The 12,752-nt window shown below is 35.1% G+C and carries 10 protein-coding genes; all 10 read right to left on the bottom strand.

Going from position 1 to position 12,752, the window contains the following annotated elements; genetic code table 11:
* Positions 1-47 precede the first annotated feature (47 nt).
* Positions 48-518, bottom strand: a complete 471-nt coding sequence (locus G3A47_RS08695) for a hypothetical protein (protein ID WP_166921771.1) — start codon at positions 516-518, stop codon at positions 48-50.
* Between the two features lie 490 nt (positions 519-1,008).
* The gene (locus G3A47_RS08690; protein ID WP_166921770.1) at positions 1,009-2,397 is read right to left on the bottom strand and encodes a DUF4153 domain-containing protein; all 1,389 of its coding nucleotides are present in this window, start codon (positions 2,395-2,397) and stop codon (positions 1,009-1,011) included.
* A 59-nt stretch (positions 2,398-2,456) separates the two neighbouring features.
* The gene (locus tag G3A47_RS08685) at positions 2,457-2,747 is read right to left on the bottom strand and encodes a winged helix-turn-helix domain-containing protein (protein WP_166921769.1); all 291 of its coding nucleotides are present in this window, start codon (positions 2,745-2,747) and stop codon (positions 2,457-2,459) included.
* A gap of 4 nt (positions 2,748-2,751) precedes the next feature.
* Positions 2,752-3,366 (bottom strand): hypothetical protein, encoded by a 615-nt coding sequence (locus G3A47_RS08680; RefSeq protein WP_166921768.1) that lies wholly within the window; start codon positions 3,364-3,366, stop codon positions 2,752-2,754.
* A gap of 529 nt (positions 3,367-3,895) precedes the next feature.
* A complete protein-coding gene (locus G3A47_RS08675) occupies positions 3,896-4,822 on the bottom strand; it encodes a magnesium transporter CorA family protein (RefSeq protein ID WP_166921767.1) in 927 nt (308 codons plus the stop codon).
* A gap of 570 nt (positions 4,823-5,392) precedes the next feature.
* The gene (locus G3A47_RS08670; RefSeq protein WP_166921766.1) at positions 5,393-6,274 is read right to left on the bottom strand and encodes a bifunctional 5,10-methylenetetrahydrofolate dehydrogenase/5,10-methenyltetrahydrofolate cyclohydrolase; all 882 of its coding nucleotides are present in this window, start codon (positions 6,272-6,274) and stop codon (positions 5,393-5,395) included.
* Between the two features lie 130 nt (positions 6,275-6,404).
* Positions 6,405-7,757 carry a signal recognition particle protein gene (ffh, locus tag G3A47_RS08665; protein ID WP_166921765.1) on the bottom strand — a complete coding sequence of 451 codons (1,353 nt, stop codon included), beginning with the start codon at positions 7,755-7,757 and terminating at the stop codon, positions 6,405-6,407.
* A gap of 399 nt (positions 7,758-8,156) precedes the next feature.
* On the bottom strand, positions 8,157-9,839 hold the full coding sequence (locus G3A47_RS08660; RefSeq protein ID WP_166921764.1) for an MBOAT family O-acyltransferase: 1,683 nt from the start codon (positions 9,837-9,839) through the stop codon (positions 8,157-8,159).
* Position 9,840: 1 nt separating this feature from the next.
* Entirely contained in the window at positions 9,841-11,262 is a 1,422-nt protein-coding gene (locus G3A47_RS08655) for a GDSL-type esterase/lipase family protein (RefSeq protein WP_166921763.1), read from the bottom strand.
* The gene (locus tag G3A47_RS08650; RefSeq protein ID WP_166921762.1) at positions 11,255-12,736 is read right to left on the bottom strand and encodes an SGNH/GDSL hydrolase family protein; all 1,482 of its coding nucleotides are present in this window, start codon (positions 12,734-12,736) and stop codon (positions 11,255-11,257) included. The genes G3A47_RS08655 and G3A47_RS08650 overlap by 8 nt, the downstream gene beginning before the upstream one ends.
* Positions 12,737-12,752: the final 16 nt, after the last annotated feature.

The raw sequence follows: 12,752 nt of genomic DNA, 5'->3' as shown, positions 1-12,752 counted from the left end.
TGAAAAACATTTATAGGACTTAATCAGATAAAAATTATATTTCAATATTAAAATCCAGTTCCGGGTTGAACTGTCGTTTCAGTTCCTCTGGAAGTTATCGGATCTATATCCCAAAGAAAAGTTTCAATAGTTTTGATTTCTGAAAGTCCGCCTGGGAAAGGTATCTGTTTGGCTTCAAAACTAACTTCATAAATATCGAAAACCTTTCCAACTACATCTTTTAAATCATAACATACAAAAAACTGTAGCTTCGGTTTTCCTTCGATATTAACATAACAATTTTGATAAATATCAAAATCCAATCCGTTCTGGTCATCAGGAGCGATAAAAACAACTGCTTTTACTTTAAGTTTTCTTCCGTCTATCAAGTTTGCCTGAACAACAGGTGATAAAAGTGCATTGGTTTGATTGTCAGGAAAAGTTATTGAAGTAAGTTTTTCCAATTTTACTTTAGGTCCTAAAGATTTTCCCGGAGGATAGATTTTATCCGTAGGGGATTTGTACTTGATTTGTTCCATGGTTTTTGTTTTTGGGTTAAATTTATTACTAATTGTTTGCATTCTTTTTAGAAATACATTGTTTCAGTAAGAAATAAAAAGGGGATTTTCAGGAATCAAATATAACAAAGATATTCTTAATAAGTTTTATTGACTGCAATAAGTGCAATAAATTAATACTCTTTTCTTCATTTTTTGTAAATATGTCGTTCTAAATGATGATTTAAGCAATCTCATTATAAACTTAGTCACACTGCGTTTTGAAATTCCAAAATTTTGAAATTGCTTCATCAGTTCGCTATCGCTCGAGTCCAAATTCCAAAAATCAAGACCTTCAAACGTTAGAACCTAACAACTAAAAAAAGAAACCTCCAACCAAAACTGGAGGTTATTGATCACAGTGGATTGTTATCTCAGTTCCAAGACTACTTAGCAAACAAAAAAACTCAGAACCTCAGCAACTTAGCATCTTATCAACTTCTAAAAAAAACCAACAAACCGATTACACCCATTATTTCCTCTCATTCAAAAACTCATAATACAATGCTTTTGACAAAAAAGAATCTCTTTGGTGGCTTTGAATTTGGCCTTCTCTTGGATCATGTACAAAAAGTACATTTAGATTGTTCTGTAAAAAATAGGCTCTACGAGCCTCATCGTTAAAATTTAAACCACTCAGAAATTTTGGTTCCACTCCTTTGTTTACCGAAATATTGTAGGTTGTAATCAGATTCCCCCAATTGACAAAACTGCATAAAAGAACGATGCCATAAAAACACCAAACCATCTGATTAAAAAGGTAGGCATTCGTTTTTTGCTTTGTTATTTTCAAAAAAGCAAAAACTAACCCAATAATTGCCAGAATCAGAAAAGCATAAACCCCTAATCTTTTATAGGTCAATCCGAAAAAGGAAACATATTCTGAGTTTTTAATAATGGTACTAATGATCAAAACTCCATTTAAAACAATCCATACTTTAGCTAAACGCTTCAGGTTTGTTGCTTTCTCATCAAAATTAAATCCGCCTTTAAAATAAAATAAGATCACACCTAAAGCCATCAGACTGGAAAATATAACGGCATTGACACGCTCATGTGTATCGGCACTTAGTTGCGTTGTTTTTACTACTTCGAAAAACTGCTCGTAATTGTACGTTCCTATAAAAATCAGCAGTAGTGCATTTAAAAGAAATAAAGTGATTTCTCCACTTTTTCTTTCAAACTCCAAATCCAGAAAGGAAAATGTATTTTGATTTTGAATGTCGATTGTCGTATCAAAATCATTATTCAGCATGGAATTCTTTTCATAACATACCTCCGGCACCCAATAATTCCAGAAAGAAAAAGAAATATAAAATCCAAAACAACTTATCACAATAAGATGTAAAATATCGATGTCTAACTTATAATCTGTAAACAAAGCCGAAAAATGATCACTTCCGAAAGAGTACACTACAAAGAACAAAATCAGGAAAATGGCCGGAATGAGAACGTATGCAATTAACTTTTTAGCAAAATTATTATTGACTTTACGCTGTGGCAGCCATTGACTAAACATAAAGACTCTTCCTAATGAAGCAAAACCATTGAGAAAGATCAACGGAAAGATCTGAATCATTTTCAGTTCGGTTTCCTGCGTTTTAAATTGCAGAAAGAGAACAGAAAGTATCAATGCCAAAAAAGAAACAAAATCTCCGTACCACGCAAAAGCAATGCAGGAAAGCACCGATGTAATTACCAGAACCAAATGAGAACGGTCTACAAACCGATCCTGAAAGCAATACGAAATCAGACCCGTCAGGATCAGTCCAAAAATAGCGAGATTAACTCCTACCGACTCGTTGTAAAAAAGCAGTGTAAAAAGAATACTGCTGACTAAGATAAAATGGATTTTTTTCATGATTATTTAATTTAAAAGTACTTTGTATTTCAAAGTTTTTAGATAAAAAAATAGAGTTATTAGAATTTCATTAATTTTTCAAGGCTATTCAAATGTTCTTTGAAGGCAGCACGCCCAAGATCGGTCACACTATAGGATGTTTTAGGCTTTTTGCCTACGAATTCTTTTTTAATTTCAATGTATTGTGCTTTCTCAAGAGCAGCGGAATGACTTGCTAAATTACCATCAGTGATATTCAAAAGCGACTTCATTTCGGTGAAATCAATCCACTCGTTTACGATCAGAATAGACATTATACCTAATCTGACACGGCTTTCGAAATCTTTATTTAATTTATCAATGATTCCCATTGGTTTATTTGTACTTTTTGAACATAACTAATCCGTACACTATATGCAAAATACCAAACCCTAAAATCCAAAAGATCAAACCATAACCCAGGCAAAATAAAGAAGCAAAACCTAAAGCTAATTCACAGTAGCCTAAATATTTCACATCTGAAAAAGTATATTTTTCAGCATTAACAAGTGCAAGACCGTAGAAAATTAAAGTACTTGGTGCAATCAGCACATATATTTCATGATAAATTAATGCCAGACAAAAAATACCTCCTGCCAACAGCGGAAAAGACAGATTAAACAACAAATTCTTACTGGCAGTTGTCCACATTGGTAAATTGTGTTTTTTGCTCTTACGAAGCGTAAAAAACAATCCAAAAGTCAGAGCAGCCATCAATATAGCCACACCAATAAAAATTAATTCAGAAACCAGATTAAAAGAATACAATCTATCGGCATCATCAAAAGATTCCAGTCCGTTGGACTTAAGCAATTGATAAACATACAATCCTCCAATTAAAGCTGAAAGCCCTGCAAAAACCCCTGAGAGTCCGCTTAAGGATATAAATCTTGAAGAACGCTCCATCATGGAACGAATATGTGATAAATCTTCTTGGTGCTTCTGATTCATAATTAAAGTACTTTGTAATGCAAAGTTATATTTTATTTTGAATTAACCATTACTAATTTCATTTTTTTTTGTCTCAATTGTGTCTAAAATCATGTACTGGTCAGGAGTTACTGAGATTCTAAGGTTCTGAGATTCTAAGTTTTCTTTTTTTAGCAAGCAAATCTGCCCCATAAGCCCGATAATTATTTTACTACTGCAGGAAAACTAGTAGTCGAACTAGGTCCGAGTTATCCAACACTCCAAAAACTTAGAAACTTAGCATCTCAGAGCCTTTACCTCTTTCTAATCAAAAAGTGTCCCCCTGAGCGAAGTCGAAGGGCTCTCTACCTTAAAAGAACTTCGACTTCGCTCAGCCTGACAGATGGCTTTCAATTAGCAATCGGGTTAGGTTCTTATCACATTTACAATCCAAAAACTTAGAATCTTAGAAACTTAGAAACTTTATCTCTTTCTACTTAAAAAACAACAAAGCCTATTCCGTAGAACAGGCTTGTTTATTTACATTATAATGAATGACTTTATTTTATTTTTAAAACCATCTTCTTCTTTTAAACAAAAAGACACCAAAAACAGATAAAACAATCGAAACAAAAAGAACGATCCAGATACCAAATTTACTTTCCTCCAAACCATTCGGCACATTCATACCATACAAACTGGCAATCAATGTGGGAATCATCAGGATAATCGAGATTGAAGTCATTTGTTTCATAATATTGTTCATATTATTCGAAATTACCGAGGCATAAGCATCCATCATTCCCGTGAGAATGTTGCTGTAAATATTTGCGGTGTCCTGCGCCTGACTCAACTCGATTTCAACATCTTCCAACAAATCCGGATCATAATTGGCTTTCTGAGCTTTTAAATTTCTGATTCGGTGAAACAAAACATCATTGCCTTTTAAAGAGGTAATAAAGAATACCAGACACTTTTCTATCTGAAGCAAGGCTTGTAATTCCTCATTTTTAATAGATTTTTCTAAATTGTCCTCTGCCAGTTTTATTTTTTGATTGATTTGTTTCAGGTATTTTAAATACCAGATACTGGATGACAATAATAATCTCAGTACCAGGTCAAAATTGTCTTTTATCTCAATATTTTTTCTTTGACTATAGACTACAAAATCAGACATAATTTCTGTTTCATAAAAACTGATGGTAACGCAAATATCGTCTTTAAAAATCAGTCCGACCGGAACGGTCTGAAAAGGTAATTTTACATCATTGCTTTTTATGGGAACACGAAGAATAAACAAAGTCCACCCATCTTCCGCTTCCATACGAGGTCTTTCATCAATATCCTCAATATCATTGTAAAATGCTTCAGGGATTTGCAGTTCTTCTAATAAGTATTTTTTTTCTGCTGCGGTTGGAGATTCTATGCTAATCCAGCAATTTGGAATCCATTCTTTGATTTCAATTAATCCATTGTTGTTTTTGTAAAAGGCTTTCATTTCAAAATACAGGGTTTTATAATAGCATTTTGAAAGGATTCAAAAGCTATTTTCAATTTAACACTAACGAATAATAATCGTCCATTGGAGAAGTTTTTTTTAAAGTGCTGCAAAAGTATCCTTTATTTTTAAAACCCAAAACTTTAAAGTATTAATAATATATTAAAAACTGCCTTTGGCTGCCATTACTTTAACAATTCGCTTTACCCGGGTCGCAAAATTATATTTAACACATAGAAACATGGATTTTACTTATCAAGCAGAATAAAAAAAAGAAACACATTGCTATCACATAGTCAAACGATGGGGTCTTCGACTCCGCTCAGGGTGACATCGTGGTTATTATCAGGTAAAGTTGATTTGATTATTGTCTTAGAAAAACCAAACCTTGTTCTTAGTCTTTTTTGCCAAAAAAAAGGGAATAAAATCAGAAGCAATAGCTCAAAACCTAAATTATCATTGATTTTCTTTTATTCTGAATATGCCAAAATAAATACACCTAAAAGGATTAAAAACAACAAAGCCCATCCAAGGATGAGCTTTGTGTACTAATATTTTTGTGCTTTATATTTATTTTGCACTTCGCATTTGGCGTGCCAAAAGTGTATTTTTAAGTAACATGGCAATGGTCATAGGGCCCACTCCGCCCGGTACCGGTGTAATGTATGAAGCTTTTTTACTTACTCCGTCAAAATCAACATCACCTGTAATGATATATCCTTTTGGGTGTGAAGCATCATCAACTCTTGTAATTCCAACGTCAATAACTACTACTCCATCTTTTACCATATCTGCTTTCAGGTAATTTGGAACTCCTAAAGCAGTGATAATAATATCAGCTTTTCTGGTAAACTCTTCTATGTTTTTAGTTCTGCTGTGTGTTAAGGTTACGGTTGAATCTCCCGGATTTCCTTTACGGCTCATCAAAATACTCATTGGGCGTCCCACGATGTGGCTTCTTCCAATTACAACAGTATGTTTCCCATTAGTGTCAATATTATAACGCTCTAATAGTTGCATAATTCCAAATGGAGTGGCCGGAATGAATGTGTCCATTTCTAAAGCCATTTTCCCAAAATTGGTCGGATGAAAACCATCAACATCTTTAATTGGATCAATTGCCATTAAGATCTTCTGTTCGTCAATATGTTTTGGCAAAGGCAACTGAACGATATATCCGTCAAGGTCATTATCTTCATTTAACTCTTTGATTTTTGCCAACAGTGCTTCTTCCGTAATATCTTCCGGTAAACTTACCAAAGTTGAATCAAAGCCAATTTGCTGGCAAGATCTTACTTTACTTCCCACGTAAGTTAAGCTTGCTCCGTCGGTCCCCACGATTACTGCTGCCAAATGAGGTACTTTTCCTCCGGCTTCTTTTATCGATTGAACTTCGGCTGCGATTTCGTTTTTAATGTCTTCAGCTGTTTTTTTACCGTCTAGTAGTTGCATTTTATATTTAAAGTTTCAAGTTTACTGTTTTCAAGTTTCGAGAAGTAGAAACTGATATTTGTGTTAATCAAAAAAGTTTCAAATTTTAGTCTCAAAAACCTGAAACCTAAAACTTGAAACTCTTTTTATTTTATCTCGGCATTCCGCCTGGCATTCCTTTCATGCCTCCCATCATTTTCATCAGATTTTTTCCGCCCGGACCCTGCATCATTTTCATCATCTTACTCATTTGGTCAAACTGCTTCATTAACTGATTTACCTGCTCGACTTTCGTTCCGGAACCTTTAGCAATTCTGGCTTTTCTTTTTACGTCGATTATGGAAGGTTTGCTTCGTTCAATTGGCGTCATCGAATGAATGATGGCTTCTATATGTTTGAAAGCATCATCTTCGATTTCAACATCTTTCATGGCTTTTGAAGCTCCCGGAATCATTCCAACCAGGTCTTTCATATTACCCATTTTTTTCACTTGTTGAATCTGCGTCAGGAAGTCGTCAAAACCAAATTCGTTTTTAGCGATTTTCTTTTGAAGTTTTCTGGCTTCTTCTTCATCAAATTGTTCCTGCGCTCTTTCAACAAGAGACACAACATCTCCCATACCTAAGATACGCTCTGCCATACGATCCGGATAGAAAACATCAATTGCTTCCATCTTCTCGCCAGTACCTACAAATTTGATTGGTTTGTTAACAACCGATTTAATCGAGATTGCAGCTCCACCACGAGTATCACCGTCTAATTTCGTTAAAATAACTCCGTCAAAGTTTAAGATGTCATTGAAGGCTTTTGCCGTGTTTACAGCATCTTGTCCTGTCATAGCATCAACCACAAACAAAGTTTCCTGAGGCTGAATTGCTTTGTGAACACGAGCAATTTCATCCATCATTTCCTGATCTACCGCTAAACGTCCGGCTGTATCGACAATTACGACATTAAAACCGTTTGCTTTTGCGTGTTTGATTGCATTTTGAGCAATCTCCACAGGATTTTTATTTTCCGGTTCAGAGTATACCTCAACACCTATTTGATCCCCTACTACATGCAACTGATTGATCGCCGCAGGACGGTAGATATCACAAGCTACTAAAAGTGGCTTTTTGTTTTTCTTAGTTTTTAAAAAGTTCGCTAATTTTCCAGAGAAAGTAGTTTTACCTGAACCTTGTAATCCAGACATTAAAATAATGCTTGGGTTACCGGAAAGATTAACTCCTGCAACATCTCCACCCATTAATTCGGTTAGTTCGTCTTTGACTAACTTTACTAATAACTGACCTGGCTGAAGTGTCGTTAAAACGTCCTGACCTATTGCTTTTTCTTTTACTTTGGTTGTAAAATCTTTAGCAATTTTAAAGTTAACATCGGCATCTAACAAGGCACGACGAACTTCTTTTAAGGTATCGGCAACGTTTACTTCTGTAATTTTCCCGTGTCCTTTTAATATATGGAACGCTTTATCTAACTTATCACTTAAATTATCAAACATACTATTTTCTTTATTTGAGCTGCAAAGATAATCTAATTAGATATTTTAGGCAATTTTTATTTAATGGGAAAGTTGGGGAGATTTTGCTTTAAGTTTCAGATGCATTGCGATGGATTTAACCGCAAAGGCAGCAAAGTCTTTTCACGCAGATTAAGCGGATATTTTTGTTTTGTTATTTCGATAAAAACTATCTGCTAAATCTGCGTGAAAGTTTTTTATTGCGAACATAATAGCATGTAAAGATTTTTGTTTCTCTTGAAGCAAAATTTGCAAAGCTTTATATAAAAAAATCTTTGCGAACTTTGCGTAACCCATTGTGCACTCTGCGGTTAAGCTAAAAAAAAGGCACAAAGAATAAACTTTGCACCTTTGTACCTCTGAACCTTTAAACCTACCCCCTTAAAACTGGAAGTAGATAAACGGTTGTGATCCTGCTACTGCGGTTGCATAAACAATCCAGTAAACAAAACCTAAGACTACCGCTTTTAAAAGTAACGGCGTCCTGTCAAAAGTCCATTTTAATTTTGTGGTAAACAATTCCGGTAAGAAATGCCAAACGTAACCGAACAACATTAACAGGAATACATTTTTATATCCTAAAACAATCACTTTCCATTGTTCCGGTTCGAATGTTAACTGACCGATATTATTAATTACCTGCAATGCCGTATCAAAATCTCTTGCACGGAAAAAGATCCAGCAGAAGACCACGAAATGAAATGTAATTACAATGGAGATAAAAGTCCATATAGCCGGTCTTTTGCTATCTTTTTTGGCTGGGAAAAATTCCAAAAATATTTTGTGTACAGCCAATGCTAATCCGTGTAAGGCTCCCCAGATAATAAACTGTGCCCCTGCCCCGTGCCACAATCCGCCCAAAAGCATTGTGGTAAACAAGTTAAAGTTGGTTACAGCAGTTTGGCTTTTTTTACTGGAAAGCAAAAAGGTCAGTGCAAAAACAACAATAGAGCTTCCGGCAATAACTAACGGGATTACACTAACATTGATGTTTGTAATTCCCCAAAGCAATAATCCGAAGAAAAATAAACTCGGGAATAAATATCCTGCGAAAGATCCCTCACGGTTTCCTCCAATCGAAATATACAAAAAGTCTTTTAACCAGGTCGACAACGAAATGTGCCATCTTCTCCAGAAATCGGTAATTGACGTTGATTTATATGGGGTTCTAAAGTTGGCAGGTAATTTAAATCCTAACAACAAAGCGATACCAATTGCCATATCTGAATATCCTGAAAAGTCACAGTAGATCTGAATCGCATATCCGTAAGACGCCATTAAATTCTCAAATGAGGTATACGTCATCGGAGTATCAAAAACACGGTCTACGAAGTTTACCGATATGTAATTTGAGATAACTGTTTTCTTGATTAATCCGCCAATAATAAGGAATAAGGCATTATTTACATCTTCTCTAGTCAGATTCAGCTTTTGATAAATCTGTGGAAGAAAATCTTTAGCGCGTACAATTGGTCCTGCCACTAATTGCGGGAAGAAGGAAACGAAGAATAAATATTCGATGTAATTCTTTGTTGGTTTGATTTCTTCACGATAAATTTCGATAATATAACTCATCGACTGAAAGGTATAAAACGAAATTCCCACCGGAAGGAAAACATCATGAAGCTGAAAATTACCATTGAACATATCATTGTAGGTCACAATCATAAAGTTCATGTATTTAAAATACCCCAGCAATCCTAAGTTCAGAATAACACTTATTACCAGATAAATTTTCTTTATGCTGTCTTTCTTTTGCCTGTAAATAATCTGGCTCAGTCCATAGTCGACTACGGAAGAAAGCAGCAGCAGTAAAAAGTAAATTCCGCTAGACTTGTAATAAAAGAAAAGCGAAAACAAGATTACGTAGGTCAGACGCAAATAGAATGTCTTACGCAAAAAGGCGTACACGAAATAAAAAACCAAAAACAATCCGAGAAACAAACCGGTATTAAACAGTAACTTTTCTTCGGGATTATATATAAACCAACCTTTAACTTGTTCGATGGTTATTTCACCAAAATTATGAACAAACCAATCATTTATGCTATTAACTGTTATCAACTTATTTTTTTAATTTAAAATTATCGTATGCTTTTAAAAATGCTTCTGCAAACAACTTTCCTTGTTTTTCGTATCCGTTTTTAGAGTAGTGAACCCAATCCGGTCCTATTAATCCCTCTGTTCTCAATCTCCGAACCCCATTCAAACCTCCAAATTCATCGAATAAATCCCAAACGGCAAAATCATCTGTTTTGGCGATTCCAATAATATGTTTGGTATAATCGGCAACATACGTATTGGGTCTTCTGCCTTTAAGAAAAGACGGAGGCGGTGTTGCCACAATAATAGGAACGTTTATATTTTGCGCTTTCAGGTTACTAATAAACTCTCGTAACTGCTGGATATAGGCCGAAGCATCCATTTTGTCATAGCTTTCGTTTGTCCCAAGTGAAAAAACCACCATGTCCGGACGAAGCGCTTTTAATTGCTCAAAAAACAACGGATATTTATTGTAATCTGAAAACTTGGCTCCATTTACCCCAATACTGCTGTACACTAGTCCCGGTGTTTCCTTTTCTAAAACAAGTCCACTCAGTTCGTATTTTGAAGCGCTTTTATTTGGAATCAGAAAAATTTTATCCAGTGCTTTATCAGAATTATAATAATGAGAAAACGAATCCGATTCCAACTGCAAGGGAACAAATTCTGAAACAGAAACATTTTTTGTTCTCTTTTCGTTTGTGGCAATTTTCAATGTTCTGCCGGCACGAATTGCATTTGACTTTAAGTGATTGTTTCTCTTTATTTCTGAAACCGAAACATTGTACTTATCTGCAATAGTCGAAAGTGCTTCTCCCTTTTTTATTTTGTGGGTAATGATTTTTGGCTCCGTTGTCTGAATTGTATTGATTTTAGATGAAACGGCCAAATCAAACATGTCCTGATTTTTTGGCGTTATGATTCGGATTGAGTTGAATTTATAAGCTTCGTCCTTCACTTTTAATTCTACCACAAAACCTCCGCTATCCCTCCAAAGTGCAATACCACTTAAACCAACAGGAGCATTTCTTGTAGGGAGTATATTTCGATAACTTTCCCAACCTCTACTGGACTTAAAACGCTCGTTGTACGAACCATTTGTTCTGGCCAACTGATATGGAAAAACAAAGCCACGACCTCCATTACCAAATTCCTGCTGAAGTCTCTTTCTGATTTCATTGGTCATTAGATCACTCTGAATATGTGAGTCACCGATATGAACAATATTTATCTTCTGATTTTTCCGACTCTCGTTATCCTTTACCTTCTTAAAAAAGCTTTCTAACACTTTCGCATTATAAATTCGATCATCAGAAAAAGAATCAATCGCTGTTGTATCCACTTTATGAGTCATACTTTTTTTTATTGGAAGTGCTGCTGTCTTTTGAGGTTTGTCATTCGTAGAGAAAAAGAAACAACAAAAGAAAATAATAAGTCTATTCATTTATACTGTCTTTTTTAACAGATACGGAATCTGTTTTCGTTTTTCTGACGGGTCTTGATCCCTCGCCACTTTCTCGCTTTTGACGCAATATTTTATATTCTTCGTATCCTTTGTTTAACTGGCTATACAATAAATTACCGATTGCTTTTGCTCCACGCTGATTAAAGTGTGTGTAGTCTTTATTGGCTTTTGCTGGTGACTCGTCAACCCATTTCACCATCGATCCGTCGCCTCCCATTAAAGTGTACAGATTGACAAATCCGGATTCTGTATCCAAAGCATATCTTTTCTGTGCTCTCATTAAAGGAACTACGGCCGAATCTGTTTTCATTTCAAGATCGTATTTAGTCGATTTATCGGCTGTTGAAACAATCAGAATAGAAACTCCCGGAAACGATTCTTTGATCTTATTTACGGTTTTGGTCATTCCTCTTTGGTACCACGAATAATTTTTGGTTCCATAGTTCAACACATTCGTTCCATAGTGTAGTACAATCAGATCGTATTTCAGATTATTGTTGAATGCCTGCATCACACCGGCATTAAACGTTGAAATTGGCAATCCTGAATTTCCTCTTTGCGAGAAATTGTCTACGTGAACTCCGCTACCATTATCAAAATTAAAACCATAAACAGGAATTGAGTCCGCTTTTATGAAATTAGCCTTAAATGATTTTATACTACCCGAAGTTACTTTTAAAGTATTAACTAAATTATTCGGAACAAGGCTTTTTCGCAAGGTATCTTTCCCAATAATAAAATTAACATTTCCTTTTTTGGATGCTTTCCCGTAAAACAAAGTCGGATTATCTAAAGCCGTTGCATGTTTATTTAATCCTGCTTCGTATTGTACCCAGGTGGTATTGGCTCTGTCGTTTGCAAAGAATACGTGTCCGTTTACTCCAAACGGACTTATAGGTCTTTTTACATTTAAGTACGATTGTGTTTTCCAATTTTTAGAAAACAGTGTTTTTACAGAACCTCTGGATGCAGATGACTCTGAAATAATCGAAACAAAACCAACTCCTGTTCCTCCAAAACGTTCCTGATAATTCATTCGCACGTCTTGTACAATTAAATCACCATCGGTCATAGAATCGCCATAATAAGCGATTCGCACTTTGGCTTGCGGATTTTTCTCTAACTGGTATAATTTCTCGTAAAAAGAAATCAGGTATTGATACCCTTTATAATTATCAAAAGTTTCTGATGGGAATTCGATCCCTTCTGATTCATCAAAAACAATATTTTCTCCTGCATCTCTTCTCTCATCCTCAGAAAGGGTATCTTCTTCAGCAGACAGCGAATCATTCGCCACCGATTCTAAGAGAAGGCTGTCGATAAGTATGTTCTTGGAATCTGTCTTACTTTCGGAAAAAATTTTGTCCGGTAAGATTTGTTTAAATCCAATGAATGCTAGGAATGCTAATGCTACAATGGCAAAAGACTGAAAAAAATAAGATTTTGTATTCACTTAGTACTTATAAATT

The organism is Flavobacterium poyangense, from assembly GCF_011751075.1.
Taxonomy (GTDB): domain Bacteria; phylum Bacteroidota; class Bacteroidia; order Flavobacteriales; family Flavobacteriaceae; genus Flavobacterium; species Flavobacterium poyangense.
The sequence above is the reverse complement of the archived record's forward strand: the minus strand, read 5'-3'. Positions and strand labels throughout refer to the sequence as shown.

Coding starts and splice junctions, on each gene's coding strand:
- G3A47_RS08695 (WP_166921771.1), bottom strand. CDS start 518: ATGGAACAAATCAAGTACAAATCCCCTACGGATAAAATCTATCCTCCG.
- G3A47_RS08690 (WP_166921770.1), bottom strand. CDS start 2,397: ATGAAAAAAATCCATTTTATCTTAGTCAGCAGTATTCTTTTTACACTG.
- G3A47_RS08685 (WP_166921769.1), bottom strand. CDS start 2,747: ATGGGAATCATTGATAAATTAAATAAAGATTTCGAAAGCCGTGTCAGA.
- G3A47_RS08680 (WP_166921768.1), bottom strand. CDS start 3,366: ATGAATCAGAAGCACCAAGAAGATTTATCACATATTCGTTCCATGATG.
- G3A47_RS08675 (WP_166921767.1), bottom strand. CDS start 4,822: ATGAAAGCCTTTTACAAAAACAACAATGGATTAATTGAAATCAAAGAA.
- G3A47_RS08670 (WP_166921766.1), bottom strand. CDS start 6,274: ATGCAACTACTAGACGGTAAAAAAACAGCTGAAGACATTAAAAACGAA.
- ffh (WP_166921765.1), bottom strand. CDS start 7,757: ATGTTTGATAATTTAAGTGATAAGTTAGATAAAGCGTTCCATATATTA.
- G3A47_RS08655 (WP_166921763.1), bottom strand. CDS start 11,262: ATGAATAGACTTATTATTTTCTTTTGTTGTTTCTTTTTCTCTACGAAT.